Below are 19,572 nucleotides of genomic sequence, written 5' to 3' on the forward strand. Positions count from 1 at the left end.
TGATTTTAATTGAAGATTATACGGCTTTATCTGGATTATAACTTCCCGGTTCTACCCGAAAGCCTATAGCCAATCGGTTCCACCCATTTATGGCAACAATGGCCATGGTTAGTGCCACGAGTTCTTTTTCCGAGAAATGCTTCGTGACCTCTTGATACAACCCATCTGAAATGTCGTTTTCCGAAATGAGCGTCATGGCTTCAGTCCAAGCTAATGCTGCGCGTTCCCGATCGGTGTAAAAAGATGTTTCCTTCCAAGCCGACAAAGCGTATAACCGTTGTTCGGTTTCTCCTGCTCTGCGCGCATCCTTGCTATGCATATCGATGCAGTAGGCGCACCCATTTATTTGCGAGGCTCGCAGTTTGACGAGTTCATATAAACTGTGTTCCAAGCCCGAACCGGCCACATACTTTTCAAGTTCAAACATTCCTTTTAGAGCTTCTGGAGCTACGGCTTGGTAATTCAATCGTTTTTTCATGTTTTTTTGGATTATAGTCCTTTATTAGTCATTCTATTGCAATTTTAACGGACAGATCAGCAGTTGCTTCTGTTCTCTACCAAAAACCTTAGCTCTTGCTGGCTACAGCCCTGTAGTTTTAAATATCTCGAAACCCAGGGCAAGTTGTTTAGATATTTCCACCGATCGATCCTATATTATTTCTAAGTGTCATAGGTAATTTCAGTACAAAGTGCACATCAATCACCACCGAAATACTAATCTTTTATCTTGGGGAGGCATGACTATTTTCAATCGTAAATCGAAGTTGATCTGTGCCTTTCATTACAACCACTTTTGCGCTCTGGGCAAAAGCGTTTGTCGCCATGAATAATAAGAGTGCGGTGAGAATTGCGAATGCTGATTTTGGACTGTTTTTTAGATTTTACATAAATCATAAATTTTAAAAATTTATTTCAGAGTCGCCCCATCATATCTATTTCAGACCATTTCTAACTCTAAGTTGACATTCATTTTCGACTGAAATGTCAATAACGAATCTCGTTCATGACACAGCGTTGCTACAGCGAATTTACCAACTCGATAATATCTTTATCTAGCGCAAAAAACGCTTTCATGGCGGTGTAGTTTTGAATGATTTAACCGCCACAAGAGTGTAATTTTTTGTTCTGGAGATCACGGAGTCTAAAAGTCGCCAATTCCTTTATAAAGGTAATTAATTATTTCAATTCGGACAAGTTTGACTGAATTGAAAAGTTGAACTTTATGGAAGATTTAACACCAGCTTTCCTCTACGATTTTAGACCTATAGACGTCTGGTCAATACCTTATGAATTTCACCATAATCAAAGCCAAAGCACATCATAGAAGACAGCATTTCTCTCAATAACACATATAACCAGTTGTTTAACACTTTCTCATTTGTGTTTTAATTATATTAGCGTAGGAGTTTGTTCATTTTTAATAGAATTGTATTCTTTTGCGCAACTTGGCATGAAACAAGATCTTTCAACAAATGGTAAACCAATGGCCAAAAACAATTTCAATTACTGTCGCACCTGTTACAACCATCTCGCAGGTTCTGTGGGTGTTGCCATCGCCGATGCTATGGAAGAACGTGGTTATTTAAGGAAATCAGAGGCCGTTTATCTGGTCACCAAAAAAGGATGGGCATGGTTTTCACAATTTGATATTTCGGAAAACGATTTTAAAAAAAGTCGGCGCCCATTAACCCGCCAATGCATCGATGGAACGGAACGCCGACCGCATTTGGCTGGACAACTCGGGGATGAGTTGCTGGAGAAAATGCTCCACCGTGGCTGGTTTGAAAAAATTGAAGGTTCCCGAGAACTCGAGGTCACGCCTGAAGGCCGGCAGGCCTTGCACAATTATTTGGGGATGGAACCTTAACGGTACTGGCAAATGCAGTAGCGCCGGTACTTGGGAAAATACCAATCCCATTAAAGTTTATAAACGAAAGTAAGAAAATATAGGCGACTGCCATTTATATTGCGCCTCCTAAAGCAAGATTAAAACGTATTTATAGTGTCATAAAACCGGATCTTATGGATTTAAAAAACGAAAATCAAGCAGTACGGACAAGCACAACTTTTTCAGTGCCTAAGGATGCACTTCGCCCTTACCCAAAAATAGGTTATCCGCTTTCCGATACCCCTCAGAATGGCAGCCCCAAACAAACCAATACGAATGGGCCCAAGAACGTCTTGGGCCTCGACACTACGACTATTAAGACAATAGAGAAACACTTAAAGCTGACCTTTCTATCGGAAAAAGACAGCGATAATCAGGTCTGCATGGCCAACAGCCCAGAGGTACGTGACGAGTACAGGGATGTTTTTGAGACCAAGGATCTGTTAGATTATATATTTGCCGTATTACATTCGCCCCGCCATCTTAAGAAATATAAGGATGTGTCAAAAATTGATATTTTAGAGATACCTTATCCCAATGATTCCTTCGGATTTTGGAAATTGGTTGATCTTGGCGCAAAATTGCGAGATTTACAACAGTCGGAATTACTGTCTGATGAAAACCACACTACCCAAACCGACAAAATTTTAGAAAAGATAGCGGAACTTGAAATCGAATAGAATTTTAAGCAATTAACAATGAAAATAACCAACAGCACAAAAGACGATATTCCCGAAATTTTAAGACTTTATAAATTGGCTACCGATTTTCAAAAAATAAAATTCCCCGAAAACCATTGGCCAAAATTTGATCACGACCTCGTAGCCACTGAAGTGATCGAAAACCGACAATTCAAATTAGTCATCGGGAACAAAATTGCTTGTGTTTGGGCCATTACCTATAGCGACCCACAAATTTGGGAAGATGCTGATAATGACTCCTCTATTTTTATTCATAGAATCGCCACAAACCCCGATTTTAGAGGCAACAACTTCGTAAAGCTAATTGCCGATTGGGCTAAGAGTTTAGCTCAAGAGCAAAACAAGTCATTTATCAGAATGGATACTTGTGGCAAAAATGAAAGCTTAATCAAGCACTATGAGAGTTGTGGGTTTAAATTCTTGGGGACTAAAAAATTAAAAGACGCTTCAGGTTTACCTTCGCACTATCTTAATGCTGATGTTTGTTTCTTTGAAATTGAATTAGCATAATCTTATTGAATCAAGACCTATCGCTGTATCGAAGCGTTGTCAATAATTTATGTGCGACCTACACGTTCAAACGCACCTTTACCTGAGGTTTGCACAAAATAACCCATAAGTCTGTGAGTTTTTCAAATTATTAGTGAGAGGGAAATATCCATGATCAACTGAAGAACGAAGAACTGTAATTTCTCTATATCCTCAAACATTGAAGTTTGAGAAAAACAGATAAATCTTGGAAAACAAGATTAATCTTAGGAACGCTCCATTATTTTAAAAACGAGATTGTGCAATTCGGCATTGACCGGAATCTGACAGGCCAATCGACTGTTTTCTGAGGTTCCTTCGACTTTGGAAAGCGTGTGTTTTTCATCAGCATCCATGGTTTGGGAAAGATGACCTTCAAGAATCTGTATATGGCAAGTTCCGCACCAGGCCCTCCCTTTACAATCGCCCCAATCTTCAATATATTTATCAAAAAGGAGCTCCATTAAGCTGTGATACTCGTTCGTCTTGAATTGTGCTTTGCACTCTTCATCAAACTCATTAATATAGGTAAGGACATAGGTATCAGATGCCATAAGGTCTAATTATTTAATCTATAAGTTTTTTAGTACAAAAAGAAGACCGTGATCGCACCTGAGATGAATTCTCATTACCTACAAATTGACACCGCAAACCGATCCTAGTGATCCACTATTCTGCTATTGGATTGTTATTCGTCTCCGAATAGCGAATGCAGGTGGGACAATCTTTGACTTCACTCTGCTTTAGTCGAATGCCGTCAATATACTTCTTCACAAATTTTTGGATCCGCATATAACTGCCCTTATGGTTGTTGACGTCTATCTGTTTGTCCTTGAATACCTCCCGAATCTTGGTATCGTATTGCTGATAGCCCCAACAAACCGGGCAGGTTCCCTGTGGCGTCTTGCCCGCGGTTTCACTTTCCGGCTTTCGTAAAAACTCTACTATGTTTTCAATTAAATTCATTGCATTATGTTTTAGTATTACTTTTTCTCCATCTCTTTGTCTTGGCTCAGCGTTTCAATATTGAAACTGAAGCCATTTCAAACAAAAGCCTAATGCTATAGATGCTTCAGAAAACGGATGACATAGTCACAATGAACTTTAAAAAGGTCTCTACTGGTCCATTTTCACCATTTCTTCCATCGCAATCGAGCCATGGGCATAGGCAGCACCTGCTCGCATTTCAGAAGCAACCCAGATAGCTTCCATCATTTGTTCATTACTAGCACCCTTCATTTTTGCGGTTTTTGTATGTCCCTTAATACAATTTGTACATTGGGTGACATGTGCCACACCCAAGGCAATAAGCTGTTTTGTTTTTTCATCAAGTGCGCCTGCACTAAACACGGCATTGCTAAAAGGTCGCCACGCCTCCACCTGTTTTGGGGCCAAATCGGCTTTTTTTCGCGCCATTTCTGGAGTTGATGTAGGATATAAACGTTCTTCCGTATTTCCTTCCATAGCATCTACGGCAATAGACGCATGGGTATAGGCACCACTCGCCCTGCCTGCAGCAGCCACCCATATAGCTTCCATAATCTCTTCCTTGCTGGCACCCTTACGCATGGCCTGTGTGGTGTGGGCTTTAATACAATACGGACATTGGGTGACGTGTGCCACCGCAACCGCTATCAACTGTTTTGTTTTTTCATCCAAAGCACCTGCCTCAAAAACCGTTCTGCTAAAATTTCGCCACGCTTCTATTTGTTTGGGTGCTAAATCTGCTTTTTTACGGGCTAACTCTTTTGCATTGATCATATCCTAATGTTTAATTGTTGTTAATTATTGAAGTGTTGCATCCATAGTGATCTTTAAACTCAAGGCTTTGCTCACTGGACAATTGTCTTTGGCAGCGTTGGCACATTCCATAAATTTATCCTGATTGATATTCGGGATTTTGGCTTTGAGTGTCAAATGAGATCCTGTAAGTTCCAATTTATCAGCATCCATGGTCACCTCTGAGGACACTTCAAGTGCGTCTGGCGTATAGCCTTCTTTTCCCAAAATAAGACTTAAAGCCATCGCAAAGCATCCAGCATGAGCGGCTGCAAGTAATTCGTCTGGATTGGTACTCTTGCCTTCGCCAAAACGGGAATTGAAACAATATTGTGCCTTGTCCAAAACCTTGCTTTGTGTTGTTAATTTTCCTTCTCCTTCTTTTAATGAGCCGTTCCATACGGCATTAGCTGTCCGTTTCATAATAGTCTATTGTTTTTTATAATTTTTTCTTGGTTCTTGGTTCTTGGTTCTTGGTTCTTGGGTCTTGATTCTCAGTTCTATATTCTTCCTAGTGCATCAAGATCCCTTCACAACATCTTCCACACGTTTGGCGCTATCACCTTTGTTTAAACTCAATCGGACGATACTATCCTTAACCGCCGTAAGGTCATGAGGTACGCCACCGCTTAGTGAAATTAAATCACCTCTATTTAAGGTATGAACTTCTCCGTTGACTCCAAAATCAATACAGCCCTCAAAAATTTCCACCACAATGGCAAAAGGCGTTTTGTGCTCTTTCATCACCTGATCTTTCTTAAAAGCAATCCGAATTTCCTTGCCGTTTTCTGTGTCCAACAACACTTGAATGGTTGGTCGCGTTTCGTGGTATTGAATGTTGTTTATTAATGATGCTGTTTTCATATAAGGTTTATTGTTTTTAGTTTTTAGTTTCTTATTTTCTTGTTTCTTGTTTCTTGTTTCTTGTTTCTTAATACTTGATACTTGATACTTGATCCTATCAGTCCCGACTTTTTGGGCATCCTAATTCCTTTCTTGAGCAATTATATTATTTCTTCAGAAACTCGATCTCAGAATCCAACGCCATAATTGCAATGGCCTTAAAGTTGGTTTTAACTTCTAAGCTATGATCTATAAGTGCTGGTATGATAAAAGATACGCCTTTTCCCAAAACATGATCTTTGTTGGGCATTTTTAGCACAGCCAGTCCTTCTTGAACCACAATGACCGTTTCACTGGTGGCATGGTGTAGCGGCATGATCATTCCACCCAAAGCAGAGACCTGTAATGTCTTTAACTTTTTTCCTGTATGCAACAGGTTCAATTCTGGTTTACTTAATGTTTCCATCATCCTGGATTTATATGATTTGTGGATTTTGATTGCCACATCATCACTTGAAAGCAATTTCGAAAAAGCAATCTTTTTTCTTCCAAAATCACAACGTAAAGTTACACCAAATTTTAATTAGGACAAAATTATCCGAATTAAAGTTTTCTTAAAGCTAATATAGATTTTCGACATCAAAATAACTTAGAAACAAGTTAAGGCTTTATGGCATTAAATCAAAAGTTTCGACCTTGTCTGAAGCCATATCTCAATTCTAAATAAACTATTGCGGCCATTTTAAGAGTGCATCATTTAGCTTCTGCTGCTTTGTTTTCATGGGGATCTTCAATAATTCTTATGTCATCAAGGTTTAAAATGACGTTCCATACCTAAAAGAACGATTTATAAAGTTCGGAATCCCAGTACATAATCAGATAGTACAAACCAAAAGCAAAAACGATGATCAAAAGTGCCCATACCCATGCCGGAATTGCTTTAGGCGTTTCGGAACCACGAATGATAAAAAACTCGGAGGTCTCACTTCCGTAAGCATTTATGGTAATAGGCACCTGTGCGTCCACAATCTCATTTTCCTTTAGGCCCACAACTGAAATCTCAGGTCCGTTACGCACTACAAAAGGGATTTCACGGATCCCTTCCACATTATTTGAAGATTTTGCGACAATTTTTAACCTATGTTTTCCATCGGGTATTTTGGTCGTATCCACTACGATTTTAACCGGTGGCGCAAATGATGCGAACGGTTTTGGATCGTCGTCCAAAAAAACGGTGATGTTCCTGTTATCTTCCATAGTCTTAAAATCCTTCGTTTCTAACAATATTCTTTATATGATCAGGATCATCCTCTTTGGGGTTGATCAAAAATTTAATGCTGTAGAAGAGCGTAAACGCCACAATAATTACAGCACCCCAAATAATATAATAATCCCAGTCTCCCGATGGTCCAGTGCCATGGGTAATATTTTCAAATCCCTTGGGTTGATTTTCCTTGCAAAGATCGCAAGCATAAGTAATAGATTGTCCCAAGAAAAATAGCCAAGTAAATAATAAAAATTTCGTTTTCATCGTCTATTTATTTAGTTCCATTTCTACATATTGTCGGACTTTTGCCACATCATCTTCGGTGACCGGTGCCGAATCGTTACCCCAACTACTTCGTTCATGAGTAAGAATGGCAGCAATTTCAGCATCCGAAAGTTGGTCGCCAAAGGGCGGCATGACTCCATAGTCCGTACGGGCATTATACCCTTGCATAACAATTTTAATGAGTGTTTCGGTGTTTTCATCATTCACAATCGCACTTCCAACCAACGACGGGAAAGCTCCAGCGATGCCCTGTCCTGTATCTTGATGGCAGGCCGCGCAGACTTGAGAATAGAGTTTGGCACCGTCCAAGGATTGGTTTCCGCCTTCTGCCCTTTCCGCTTGAATTTTTTTCAATGCAGGAATAAAGTCATCTATATCCCCACTTGGCATTTCGGTTTGTTTCAGATATTTTAAATAATCAACCAAGCGCAAGGCATCATAAGATGCTATTATTTTCTTACCTGGCTTATTAAAAAACTCCTTCGGAACGGCGACCACCTTAGCATCTTTTGACATAAATGCACTATCAACTTCCCTAAACAACCACGGATAGGAGGGCATTACAGATGCCGGGACCACGGCTCTTGGATTGTACAGATGTAGCAAATGCCAATCTTCGCTGGGCTGACGTTTCCCAATATTGGTCAGATCGGGTCCCGTACGCTCACTTCCTAAAATTGAAGGCGATTGCCTCCAAAAATCCATGCGTTTTTTACTATAAAAATAATCAGATGGGATTGACGGCCTATTGCCCCATACATTATCCATTTCAATATTACGCACTTGCTGAGTGTGGCAGGCCATACAGTTTTCGGCAACATAGATATTAAGCCCTTCTCGTTCGTGGGCTGTCAAAGGTTGTTCATCCGGAATAGGTTGGGTTTCCTGCATCTGAAACGCGGGTAGGATAGCGATAAGAATACTCAAGGCAATAAACACACCTCCTGCCGTAAGCACTAAGTTTTTATGTTCTTTATGAAAATTAAGCATGTGATACGTATTATTAAACAGTTATTTCTTCTACTTTTTGTGTTGCCGACGGCTTCTTAGCATAACCTTTTACCATATAATAAAAGTTATAGGCAAATACTAAGTGAGACACGAACATGAGCGAACCTCCAACGGCACGCCAAACCCAATATGGTTTCATCAAGATGACCGACTCGATAAATGGTTCGCCATCTATCCAACTTAATCCTTTGTAGGTGCCTCCTGCCATGAGCGACATCATATAGGCAAAAAGACCGATAAATGCGAGCCAAAAATGGGCTCCAACAAACACCTGTGAAGGCTCCCTTCCCGTCAGTTTTGGTAAAATGGCATAAATGGAAGCCCACATGAAGAAGGCAATAATGCCATACATGGTCATGTGAGAGTGGGCCACGTTAAAATCAGTAAAGTGCCAAACAAAATTTGTAAAACGAAACGCCTGGACACTTCCCTGCATAGAACCCACGAAATAAAATATGGTACCTACCAAAAAGAAGGGCAACACATAACTTTTGGAGATATGGCTCCAACTTCCTTTCATGGTCATTAAAAAGTTAGTGGTCCCAGCCACAACGGGTATTACCATTCCGGCACTAAACACGATGGCAATGGTTTGCAACCACCAAGGCAAAGGACTGAACACAAAGTGATGGGTCCCGATCATGGTATAGAAAAGCATTTGAGTCCAAAATGCCAAAACGCCCAATGAATAGGAGTAAATGGGTTTGTTCAACGCCGATGGTAAGTAATAATAGACCAAGCCCAAAGTAAAGGTCATAAACCACATGCCAACACCCTGGTGCATATAATAGCCTTGGATGACAGTTTCGCCCAACCCATCTTGGTAAAACGGCAAATACCCAATGATGGTCAATACAATGGTCCAGATAAGGGAGGCCAGTATAAACCAATTGGAAATATATATTTCGGAAATCTTACGGGTAGCAACCGTTTTATAAAAATTATAAAACGTAATCACCAGGCCAATGGCAAACAGCAACATCACCGGCCAGATATATTCTCTATATTCACCACCTCCATTATTGATGCCAGCCATCAAACATAAGCTGCCCAATAGTACTGTTGCATTGATCAACCGCCAGGCATACCACGCCCAATTATAATTGTATATGTTATTGTTTGAGGTACGGGCAATCACAAAATAGCCAAGCCCAATCATCGCTAAGGATGACCATCCCCAAAACACCATATTGGTGTGCACTGGCCGTAATCGCCCAAAACTGAGCCAAGACTGATAGTCCATTTCGGGCCAAAGAAATTTCATTCCCAAATACTGCCCAATCAAGGTACCCAGCACCAACCAAAAAGCAGCTGCACCGATATAATAAATGACTATTTTCTTTAATTCCTGAGGGGTTTCAAGACTAAGTGATGTCTTTTTCTTTTCATCAAAAAAAGCATTGTTTGGATCCTTTTCAACTCGCTGAATCAAACCCTTTTCATCAATGGCTGCATGGCCACCAGACAGTTCGTCCCCTTTGAGTTTATACTTTAAGGCTGCTTTCCGTTTCTCTAAAATGGCATCGATATCTGCCCCATCCATCGCCACCAGTTCATCATCAAAAGCCATTCGGTTTTTATCGAGTTGCCGACGTTTCATCGTATCGATATACCCATTTAATTTCACGAATAATATGATGATCGCAACAATCATCACAATGGCTATTAAGATGAAGGTCCCAATAATTCCGGGACTGGAAAGCCAATTGTCTGTTGTGATTTTCTCCTGGGCACTCAACAAATTTGGGAGGGCCATTAAAAACAACAAGATTATTATCTTACAATTTTTCATAAAGTTTTATTTAGTGCTTTTTATCATTAAATAGTTGAGCCTTTAAAAATGTCCACTTAAAAATATTAACATCCCAAAACAAGAATTGCCAATCAAACGGCACGATCATCTTTAATGCACGTGGGCCCAACCTTCGGTACACGAAACCAACACCTAACCGCCAAGGCTATTGATGGACCAAATCTTCCTGAAAACACACGAAGCCGCGGCCACACGCATGCGCATGAAGAGAAATCAACATTAATAAGTATTGTATTTTACCTTCTATCAGGCTTTCCTTGCCTTTGGAGAAGATATATTTAAGAGACTGCTCGCCATCTTAAACATGAAGTTCATTTATGCAGAATAACCATAAAAGATGACATGGCTATTTGCAATTTTTGCAGATTTAAATGCCACCCTGAAATGCGAATACTAACATTTCAAGTCACCAAGAGGTAAGTCGACAAATATATCTACAAATTTTATGCAAAGATACATGTGGAATTTATATCAGACAAATATATCCGAGATTAAATAAAAATAATTTTTTCTCACAGAAATCTGCCAACGGGCATTCATATCGTAACAGACTAATTTTAAGTATGAGGATTCAGAAACAGAATATTTTTCAACGGTTATCAATCATTATGATAGAATTGAAAGGCATAAAAACTGACCTGGCTGTAGGGATTAGAAACAAAAAAAAGCCCCCCTTATAAAGAGAAGCTTCGATTTCTGTACAGGTGGGATCCCGATAGCAATCAGGACGAACTCCCACACCTCGCGGCATCACGCCCAAAAGCGTGACGTGTCTACCAATTCCATCATAAAGCAAAAAAGCCCCTCTAAAAAGAGAAGCTTTGATTTCTGTACAGGTGGGGAGACTCGAACTCCCACACCTCGCGGCACTAGATCCTAAGTCTAGCGTGTCTACCAATTCCACCACACCTGCATAGGTTATTATCGGGTTGCAAATATAAACATTCCATTGAATATACAAATAACTTTATTAAAGAAAAATTCACTTCATTTTTTGTACTTTTGATTCACTTAGAAATCAACTTCCAAAACATTGGAAATAATTAAATAGTATAACATGCAAAACATAGACAGCTACGTAGAAAAAAACAAAGATCGATTTATAAATGAACTGATTGAACTTCTCAAAATCCCATCCGTTAGTGCAGATTCTGCATTTAAAAAGGACGTTTTAAGAACCGCCGACGAAGTCAAGAAAAGTCTCGAAAAAGCGGGCTGTGATCATGTTGAAATTTGTGAAACTGAAGGCTATCCTATTGTTTATGGCGAAAAAATAATCGATAAAAATTTACCAACGGTCTTAGTTTATGGACATTACGATGTGCAACCTGCCGACCCGATCGAGTTATGGACCTCACCTCCTTTTGAGCCGGTGATTAAAAAAACAGAACTACATCCAGAAGGTGCTATTTATGCAAGAGGTGCCTGCGATGACAAAGGCCAAATGTATATGCACGTCAAAGCGATGGAGTTTATGACTTCAACCAATCAATTGCCCTGCAATGTCAAATTTATGATTGAAGGCGAAGAGGAAGTAGGAAGTGTCAACCTCGCGAAATTCGTAAAAGTCAATCAGGAAAAACTGAAGAATGATGTCATCTTGATCTCTGACACCGGCATGATTTCAAAAGAAACCCCATCGATTACCACGGGATTAAGAGGCTTGAGTTATGTAGAAGTAGAAGTCACAGGACCTAACAGAGACTTACATTCTGGTCTATATGGGGGCGCGGTAGCCAATCCGATCAATGTATTGACCAAGATGATTGCTGCCCTACACGATGAAAACAACCATATCACTATTCCTGGATTTTACGATAAAGTCGAAAATCTTTCAGACGAAGAGCGTGCACAAATGGCAAAAGCGCCATTTTCATTGGAGGATTATAAAAAAGCATTAGATATCGAGGAGGTCTATGGTGAGAAAGGTTATACCACCAACGAGCGCAATTCCATAAGACCAACATTGGATGTCAACGGCATTTGGGGAGGTTATATTGGAGAAGGTGCCAAAACAGTTATCGCCAGTAAAGCATTTGCTAAAATCTCAATGCGATTGGTGCCGCATCAAGACTGGGAGGAAATCACAGAATTGTTCAAGAAACATTTTGAAAGTCTGGCGCCAAAAGGTGTGAAAGTCTTGGTAAAACCTCATCATGGTGGTCAAGGTTATGTGACACCTATTGACAGTATTGGATATCAGGCCGCTTCAAAAGCCTATGAAGAAACTTTTGGAAAAACGCCAATTCCACAACGCAGTGGTGGCAGCATCCCAATTGTTTCTCTTTTTGAACAGGAATTAAAAAGTAAAACGATTTTAATGGGCTTCGGATTGGACAGTGATGCCATCCACTCGCCTAACGAACATTTCGGAATCTGGAATTATTTGAAAGGGATTTCGACCATTCCTTTGTTTTATAAGTACTTTACGGAGTTGAGTAAGAAATAGTCTTCGTTTTCTCTCGCAGGAGGATCAAAAGTGCTGAGGCGCTAAGTTTACAGGCCACGAATACACGAATATGTTTTTAAACTTTCGTGAATTCGTGGCTTTTTTTCTTCCCAATTTCTAAAATAACTTCTTATTTATAGGTTCTTGACATATAAAAAAGAAACATTTTATTTGGTCATGTTGTTTTTTGTTCTACATTTGTAGAACACATTCTAAACATGTAGAACAATGGAACTCACAAAAACAGAAGAAGACTTAATGAACCACCTTTGGAAAATGGAAAAAGCCTTTATGAAAGACCTTCTTGAAGCCTATCCCGATCCTAAGCCAGCACCATCTACCGTAGCCACTTTATTGAAACGGATGCATGACAAACATTTTGTGGGGTACACACTTTACGGAAAATCAAGGGAATACTATCCATTGGTAAAGAAGAAGGATTATTTCAGTAAACACGTTAACGGCCTCATCAAAAGTTTTTTTAACGACAGCGCCACGCAGTTTGCATCGTTTTTCACAAAATCGACCAATCTCACCAAAGCAGAATTGGAAGATTTAAAAGCACTCATCGACAGCGAAATCAAAAAGAAACCATGATCATTCGATTTTTGAATAGTATGGAATTTCCGTTAAGGCGGAATGAGACCGAATAACAATTAACAAACTTAAAAACAACACATCATGCTTATCTATCTCCTAAAATCTGGCGCATGTTTGGCGATTTTCATGGCCTTTTATACCTTCTTTTTAGAAAAGGAAAACATGCATGTTTTTAAGCGTTTCTACTTGTTGGTGGCACTCATCATAGCGTTTGCCATTCCACTGATCACCTTTACGCAATATATAGAGGTACCCGCTTTACCGATGGCGAAAGAAACCTTTGCACCCGTTGTTTTTTATACCGAGAGCGTGCCCCAAGTGGAAGAAACTAATTACTTACCCTTTATTTTATGGAGCATTTATGCATTGGGTGTCTTAGTTTTCGGATCATTATTTGTAAAAAACCTTAATCAGATTGTTTTTAAGATCAAACGCAATCCGAAGCAAAAATCGAAACATGTCATCCATGTCCTCTTAAATGATCTGGTCACTCCCCATACTTTTTTCAACTACATTTTTTTGAATAGACAGAAATTTGAAAAACATGAAATCCCGAAAGAAGTATTTTGGCATGAAGAGGCGCACGCCAAGCAGAAACACAGTATTGACGTCTTGTTTATCGAATTGCTTCAAGTTATTTTTTGGTTCAATCCGCTTATTTACTTTGTGAAACACGCCATAAAAACGAACCACGAATTCTTGGCAGACCAGGCAGTTTTAAACAAAGGCATTTCATTACCAACCTACCAACACATTTTATTGGCATTCTCATCAAATGCGTCAGAGTCACCGTTGGCAAACGCCATCAATTATTCATCCACCCGCCACGCTGCAAGCGTGATCAAAAAACGGTTTAAAGTTATGAAAACACACACCACAAAACGGAAAACTTGGATCTTGAGCATCTTGCTCTTACCAATATTAGCACTATTAATTTATAGCTTTAGCGAATCAGAAATAATAGAAAAAGAAGTTGCTTCAATGTCAACTGTAGTAATTCAGGACACAGAAATAGGGGCTACAGAAGCCATGATGACAGAGTACAAATCTATTATTGATGACATTGAATCTACTCATACAATTTGGACGCCAAAAATAAATAGAGCTGCTGCAATTTATGATATTATGACAGAAGCACAACGTATAACAGTTAAAAAATATCCTGAAAACCCAGTTATAAATCTTGCCACGGTAAAACCAAAAACACCATCCGAAACCTTATTTGATTCTTGGAAAAACAAAGTCGAATTTGCAATCTGGATTGATGGCAAACATGTATCTAACGAAACTTTAAAGGACTACAAAGCTTCAGATTTTAAATACTACACAAGTAGTTTTGTATATAATAATGCGCGGAGCAAAAAATTCCCCCAACCGTATCAAAATCATTTATACACCAAAACCGGTTTTGAAGACAATTATTTAAAAAGCAATGTAAATAAGTATAACCGATTAAAAAATGAATATTTAAAAACTGAAAATGCATTTATTAATTCTAACGAAAAAGATGACTCTGAACTCCGGATATTAAAAGCGCAACTGGCTAAAGTGTATAACTCGATTTCTGAAAATGAAATTGAAAGATATGATGTAAAATTAAGCACGACTTTTCAAACTGAGCAATCGCAAAATTTAAAATCATATCTTTTAGAGCGCGATAAAACCATAACTCTATTAGATAACCCTAAGGCATATCCTGGTATTTTTTTAGAAATGTCGGATGGTGATCAAAGAATATTTCAAGCGCAATACATGAAGATGCATAGAGCGTATTCAAAGTTGACCGAATTGGAAAAGAAATCTGCTCCTAAAATGTTGCCACCAGCCCCAGACCCAAAGGGGTATATTTTGAAAAATGGAAAAATTATAAAGAAAAACCAATAGCAACTTTAGCTCAACAAGATTAATAACCTAATATCATTGTCAAACCTCTCAGGTTTCAAAAACCTGAGAGGTTTTTTAATAGCATTAATTTTTGAAGGACTATTTTCCTAATAAAACAAGCTCCAAAACGCCAATAAATACTGAGCTTCTATGAAGTCAAAAGCTGGTTGAGGAGTGATTCATCTAAGACATTGATTAACTAAAAATTTATCTTTATTGTTTATATTTTGTTTCAATTTCATTTATATAGTAAACATGATGAAATCATAAAACAAACCAATTCAATTTTTGGCCTAATTAAAAACCAAAACAAGTCTATCAAAAATTTCGGACATTCGTTTTAAGAATTAAGACCTATTACAATTTCTTTATCTGACCTCGAAATCTCCAAGTATTGAATCTGAGAGGTTTTTTATAAATGTTTATGATAAGAATATTATTATACCAAATCTATTTTCGCCTAAAAGCAGTTTTATTTTCTCTCAAAAACATAATAGACATTTAAAAGCCGATCACTATACTGTTTGGAGTCTTCAGAAACACGATTTAAATTATAAGTAGTAATTTTCTCTATGTTATACACCTGTTGAAGTTCTTTTAAGGTGTTACCTTTTAACAATTCATTGGTGAGGAGTCCAAATTCAGGCTCTTTTGGCAGCTTATCCAAGCCATCAAGTGAGGAGATGGAAGGAATCTTTCCACCATAATACCATAACATTTCTGGAGCAATATAATTGACACTATATAGGTTCAATCCTTCGTTTTCAACTTCCGTTTTAAGATTTGATATAGGATTGTAAGAATCGCTTGTTAAACCTTCAGAAAGTGGTAAAACAGTTAAAACTACACCTGCAAAAAACAGAACAGTCAGTCTAAAGACCAAAGTCATATTCTTTCTTTTTAAGTAAAATAGAATCAATACACCAATTGTCAATAATACTAAGGACGCTAAACTATATAAAAACCAATGACCGGAAATATTATCTTTTAAAAACACATAAGCTATCACCGGAAAAGCAAGGCCAATACAAGCTATCAAACCGAAATTAAAATACACCGGAAACGTTTCCCGTTTATCAGTCATAGTTTTAAATCTTCTGATTAAATAATTGATATAAAATCCAATATTGATCGCTAATGGTATTAAAACGGGCATCAAATACCGAGATTTCTTTTCAGGTACAATCGACAATAGCAGCACCGCCAGAAGAGTCCAAAGCAAACTAAATTGGTAGGCCTTTAAGTGCTTGACCCTAGATTTTAAATACGGATATAACAAACTGATAAATGCAGGAATGGTCCAAAGTCCACTTTGGGTAAAGAAACTCCAGTAATAGTAAAATGGTCTGACGTTATAACTTGACCAATTAGAAGTTTCCTTTTCTGTAATGGCATTAAAAGTAATCGGGTCTTGGAATCGGACATACAAATACCACCAGCCGCCAACGATTAGTGCCAGTAAAACAACACTTAAATAAGAATAAGATTTGACTTTTAAATGTTTAAATTTATAGGTAAACCCGTATGCCAATAAAAAGGGCAACAATAAAGCATACATAGATACAGGGCCTTTGGACAAAAAAGAGAAGCCCATAAAACAACCGGCCCATAAAGTGTGTTTCCAATAGGATTTATCTTTCTCAAACAATAAAAACAGCTGGAAAATAGCAAAGCACATAAAGCCATGGGCAAAAATATCCCATGGACCTTCAATGGTGATTCCTATAATATAGAAAGAAGTTGTGGCAATAAAGGCATTTTGCAAGCTTTGAGCGGTGTCCTTAACTAGCAACATTGATATTTTAAAAATGGATACCGCAAGCAACATGACCAATAAAATAGCAGGCAGACGCAATCCAAAAACACTTTTTAATCCGAAAATCATTCCAGAAACTGCGGTTAACCAAGTCGGTAATGGTGGTTTTTCATAGCGTGCTTCTCCGTTCATGGTGGTTAATAACCAGTTGCCATCCTGAACCATTTCTCTGGCTGTAATAAAGTTTCTGGCTTCCATAATTGAAACATGTATCACATCCAAATTTGGCAATAACATGATGGCTGTAAACAAACAAATACTCAATACAGGATGCTTATTAATTGTTTTTATCATATTGATTTGTTTAATAATACAAGATTTCTAACATAAACAACCATTCCGAAAATATGACCCAAAAAAAGAACCGGATCTCTTCTAAATATGGCATAGGTTAATATCAAAACAGATCCAATTAAGCTTAATAACCAAAAACCTAAGGGTAACGAAGACTTTTTGTGTTTTTCTGAATATATCCATTGATACACAAAACGAAGGGTAAACACAATTTGCGACACGATTCCTAAACCCAACAGCCATAATGGAATAGCTTCGTTTTTAAATAACAACTTCACATCTATCACATTGTTATTGTAATAAAATACAACAATTAAAATAGGTACAAAAAACAAAAAGAGCCGTATTAATTTTGGTAAACGCTGCCATTGATTCTGTAACTGCAAATTTCTAATGTAAATAAAATAAGTAAGTGATTGCCCAAACATAATCGCAAAGTCATTTCTTAAATAACCATAGATGAATAATAAGAAAGAGGCAATTAAACTTAAAAACCAGAATAGAGATGGGGAAGCAACTTGTTTTTGTTTTTCGGAAGTTAGCCATTGAACCAGCAGTCTGGAGGAAAATAACATTTGGGCTAAAAACCCAATACTATATATTAACCAGCTACTCATTATCTTTTTTTGTTACTGAATAGTTGATGTACTTTTTCTTCATCCATAAATAAGCAAAACAATCAACTAATGGTCCTAACAAACGGTTCCATAGTCCAAATTTAGCTGTTCCGGCTATTCTAGGAAAATGTTGTACCCGAATTTGGATAATTTTTCCTTTCTGCAATAAAATCATGGCAGGCAAAAATCTGTGTAAGCCATTAAACATAGGAATACGTTTAGCATAATCAGTTTTAATAACTTTTAACGGACAGCCCGTATCGTCCATGCCATCATGTGTAAATGCCCTACGAATGCTATTGGCGATAGTAGAGGACATGTTTTTCACAAAGCCATCCTTTCTATTGGCTCTAACACCAGTTACCAAATCGTATTCACCAATATATTCCAAGAGTAAATTAAAATCTTCAGGAGCAGTTTGCAAATCAGAATCAATATAGCCAACCAATTCTGTGTCAACATAATCAAATCCTGCCTTTATAGCAGTGCTTAAGCCTCTGTTTTTGTCAAAACTAATAAAAGTAAAATCCGGTTGTCTTTTACAAATATTCTCAATAAGCTCCAAGCTTTTGTCGATAGACCCATCATTTACAAATAGGATTTTGGCTTTTTTGCTTGCAATTTTAATATAATCCACCAAAGCTTGTTCAACTCGAATTAAATTGTCTTCTTCATTAAAGACTGGAACTATAATCGTAAACTGATAATTCATAAAACAAGGGTACATTAAATTTCACTAAAGAAGCCATCAAAGTTGATTTCATGGATTTCTAAAATGGCTGTTTATAAATCATGGGAGATATGTTTATAGATACAATCTTAGGCCGATATAGCTTAGCAAATAGATTTCTCTCATTTTTTTTTACCATTTTTACATCAATTCAATTGTCATCCATTTTCTACAATACACTCTATACTTTACGCAAACTCCGTAATTCACTTCAACAATCTCAAACCACTCAATTCTGACTTATTTCTGCGTTTTCTAACGTTTAAGATAACGTTTATAATAAAAGCCAAAGCCATTATAAATAAATTTTTAGAACTGATTTTATTAACACCTCTTCAGTATAATTATGTAAGTCTTAAAAAAATATTTTTTAGCAATACAAATTTCCTTCATATCATTGTAATATTGGCAATCACGAGCCTATTGAAGATCTGCTCCCCAAAATATCCGCAATTGAGTTTTTGCACAAATTCGTTCAGGTATAATTGAAGATTTTTTTCGTTATATTTAGTAATTAATGTCCACCAAATTCCGCTTGCATAACTAATTGTTATGTGCACCCACCTCAAGATCTCCTTTGTTGCCTGCCCGCTTGATTTTTTGCTGATGTCGACATGTGATGTGCTTTGATCCGCAAGTATACTGGTCTGATCTCGGTTAATTGTGAACAAGAGAGTTCTATCAGTGCCATTTGCTTTATGTCCTTCCAAAACTTTGGTAGTGAAATAACGGTATTGGCGTTTAACTTTTCCCATGTTCAGATCTTTAAGAGTCGTGCTTTCACGTATCATTTTGAAATGGTGCAAATTACAAGCATAAAAAAACTTAATAAACTATAATATACACATCGTCCAATGTGTTCTATGAAACCCTTAAAATTCCATACGAAACTTTAATAGACCAAAATTACATGTTAGTAGATAAAGCTATTGAATTAGTATATTTCATTCACAAGCGTGGATTCAGAAGTTTAAATTTGCCTCATAAATGATAGTTTGAATCTTTAATGATTTTTTAGTAGCTCTTAGATTGCAGGATCTCAAAGCTCATTAAATACAGTAAATAAC

At 37.7% G+C, this 19,572-nt stretch carries 20 protein-coding genes and 1 tRNA gene; 6 read left to right on the forward strand and 15 right to left on the reverse strand.

Annotated features, from left to right (window positions below; genetic code table 11):
• Positions 1-16 precede the first annotated feature (16 nt).
• Positions 17-478 carry a carboxymuconolactone decarboxylase family protein gene (locus G6N06_RS01675; protein ID WP_163514308.1) on the reverse strand — a complete coding sequence of 154 codons (462 nt, stop codon included), beginning with the start codon at positions 476-478 and terminating at the stop codon, positions 17-19.
• 972 nt (positions 479-1,450) lie between these two features.
• Between G6N06_RS01675 and G6N06_RS01680 the strand changes: the two genes are divergently transcribed.
• The 3 genes from G6N06_RS01680 (at position 1,451) to G6N06_RS01690 (ending at position 3,099) form a co-directional block, all read left to right on the forward strand.
• A complete protein-coding gene (locus G6N06_RS01680) occupies positions 1,451-1,867 on the forward strand; it encodes a hypothetical protein (protein WP_163514309.1) in 417 nt (138 codons plus the stop codon).
• Between the two features lie 155 nt (positions 1,868-2,022).
• Positions 2,023-2,568, forward strand: a complete 546-nt coding sequence (locus tag G6N06_RS01685; RefSeq protein WP_163514310.1) for a type ISP restriction/modification enzyme — start codon at positions 2,023-2,025, stop codon at positions 2,566-2,568.
• 18 nt (positions 2,569-2,586) lie between these two features.
• Entirely contained in the window at positions 2,587-3,099 is a 513-nt protein-coding gene (locus G6N06_RS01690) for a GNAT family N-acetyltransferase (protein WP_163514311.1), read from the forward strand.
• 245 nt (positions 3,100-3,344) lie between these two features.
• Here G6N06_RS01690 and G6N06_RS01695 read toward each other — a convergent pair whose 3' ends face one another.
• From G6N06_RS01695 to G6N06_RS01745, 11 genes are all read right to left on the reverse strand, one after another.
• Positions 3,345-3,671, reverse strand: coding sequence for a 2Fe-2S iron-sulfur cluster-binding protein (locus G6N06_RS01695; RefSeq protein WP_163514312.1), 327 nt, complete (start codon positions 3,669-3,671; stop codon positions 3,345-3,347).
• Positions 3,672-3,786: 115 nt separating this feature from the next.
• Positions 3,787-4,083: a hypothetical protein gene (locus G6N06_RS01700; protein ID WP_163514313.1), complete on the reverse strand. Its 297-nt coding sequence runs from the start codon at positions 4,081-4,083 to the stop codon at positions 3,787-3,789.
• Positions 4,084-4,233: 150 nt separating this feature from the next.
• Positions 4,234-4,878: a carboxymuconolactone decarboxylase family protein gene (locus G6N06_RS20095; protein ID WP_205334705.1), complete on the reverse strand. Its 645-nt coding sequence runs from the start codon at positions 4,876-4,878 to the stop codon at positions 4,234-4,236.
• A 24-nt stretch (positions 4,879-4,902) separates the two neighbouring features.
• Positions 4,903-5,319, reverse strand: coding sequence for an OsmC family protein (locus G6N06_RS01710; RefSeq protein ID WP_163514314.1), 417 nt, complete (start codon positions 5,317-5,319; stop codon positions 4,903-4,905).
• Positions 5,320-5,415: 96 nt separating this feature from the next.
• Positions 5,416-5,760, reverse strand: coding sequence for a cupin domain-containing protein (locus tag G6N06_RS01715; RefSeq protein ID WP_250067847.1), 345 nt, complete (start codon positions 5,758-5,760; stop codon positions 5,416-5,418).
• Positions 5,761-5,905: 145 nt separating this feature from the next.
• Positions 5,906-6,208 carry a cupin domain-containing protein gene (locus tag G6N06_RS01720; RefSeq protein ID WP_240337931.1) on the reverse strand — a complete coding sequence of 101 codons (303 nt, stop codon included), beginning with the start codon at positions 6,206-6,208 and terminating at the stop codon, positions 5,906-5,908.
• A gap of 365 nt (positions 6,209-6,573) precedes the next feature.
• Entirely contained in the window at positions 6,574-6,996 is a 423-nt protein-coding gene (locus tag G6N06_RS01725; protein ID WP_163514315.1) for a cytochrome C, read from the reverse strand.
• Positions 6,997-7,000: 4 nt separating this feature from the next.
• Positions 7,001-7,270, reverse strand: a complete 270-nt coding sequence (locus G6N06_RS01730) for a hypothetical protein (protein WP_163514316.1) — start codon at positions 7,268-7,270, stop codon at positions 7,001-7,003.
• A gap of 3 nt (positions 7,271-7,273) precedes the next feature.
• The gene (locus G6N06_RS01735) at positions 7,274-8,281 is read right to left on the reverse strand and encodes a cbb3-type cytochrome c oxidase subunit II (protein WP_163514317.1); all 1,008 of its coding nucleotides are present in this window, start codon (positions 8,279-8,281) and stop codon (positions 7,274-7,276) included.
• A gap of 13 nt (positions 8,282-8,294) precedes the next feature.
• Positions 8,295-10,094, reverse strand: a complete 1,800-nt coding sequence (locus G6N06_RS01740; RefSeq protein WP_163514318.1) for a cbb3-type cytochrome c oxidase subunit I — start codon at positions 10,092-10,094, stop codon at positions 8,295-8,297.
• A gap of 852 nt (positions 10,095-10,946) precedes the next feature.
• Positions 10,947-11,028 (reverse strand) — tRNA-Leu (locus G6N06_RS01745).
• A 144-nt stretch (positions 11,029-11,172) separates the two neighbouring features.
• Here G6N06_RS01745 and G6N06_RS01750 point away from each other — a divergent pair.
• The 3 genes from G6N06_RS01750 (at position 11,173) to G6N06_RS01760 (ending at position 15,048) form a co-directional block, all read left to right on the forward strand.
• The gene (locus tag G6N06_RS01750) at positions 11,173-12,564 is read left to right on the forward strand and encodes a dipeptidase (RefSeq protein ID WP_163514319.1); all 1,392 of its coding nucleotides are present in this window, start codon (positions 11,173-11,175) and stop codon (positions 12,562-12,564) included.
• A gap of 228 nt (positions 12,565-12,792) precedes the next feature.
• Positions 12,793-13,161, forward strand: coding sequence for a BlaI/MecI/CopY family transcriptional regulator (locus G6N06_RS01755; protein WP_163514320.1), 369 nt, complete (start codon positions 12,793-12,795; stop codon positions 13,159-13,161).
• 84 nt (positions 13,162-13,245) lie between these two features.
• Complete coding sequence (locus G6N06_RS01760) at positions 13,246-15,048, forward strand: M56 family metallopeptidase (protein ID WP_163514321.1); 1,803 nt, start codon at positions 13,246-13,248, stop codon at positions 15,046-15,048.
• 472 nt (positions 15,049-15,520) lie between these two features.
• On the opposite strand, the gene G6N06_RS01765 is transcribed toward G6N06_RS01760, so the two are convergent.
• The 3 genes from G6N06_RS01765 to G6N06_RS01775 are packed head-to-tail and all read right to left on the reverse strand — an operon-like array spanning position 15,521 to position 18,487.
• On the reverse strand, positions 15,521-17,158 hold the full coding sequence (locus G6N06_RS01765) for an ArnT family glycosyltransferase (protein WP_163514322.1): 1,638 nt from the start codon (positions 17,156-17,158) through the stop codon (positions 15,521-15,523).
• The gene (locus G6N06_RS01770) at positions 17,155-17,775 is read right to left on the reverse strand and encodes a lipid-A-disaccharide synthase N-terminal domain-containing protein (RefSeq protein ID WP_163514323.1); all 621 of its coding nucleotides are present in this window, start codon (positions 17,773-17,775) and stop codon (positions 17,155-17,157) included. The genes G6N06_RS01765 and G6N06_RS01770 overlap by 4 nt, the downstream gene beginning before the upstream one ends.
• Complete coding sequence (locus tag G6N06_RS01775) at positions 17,768-18,487, reverse strand: glycosyltransferase (protein ID WP_163514324.1); 720 nt, start codon at positions 18,485-18,487, stop codon at positions 17,768-17,770. Before G6N06_RS01775 ends, G6N06_RS01770 begins: the two co-directional genes overlap by 8 nt.
• Between the last annotated feature and the right edge of the window lie 1,085 nt (positions 18,488-19,572).

Origin of the sequence: Gelidibacter japonicus, assembly GCF_010725055.1 — a bacterium.
GTDB lineage: Bacteria > Bacteroidota > Bacteroidia > Flavobacteriales > Flavobacteriaceae > Gelidibacter > Gelidibacter japonicus.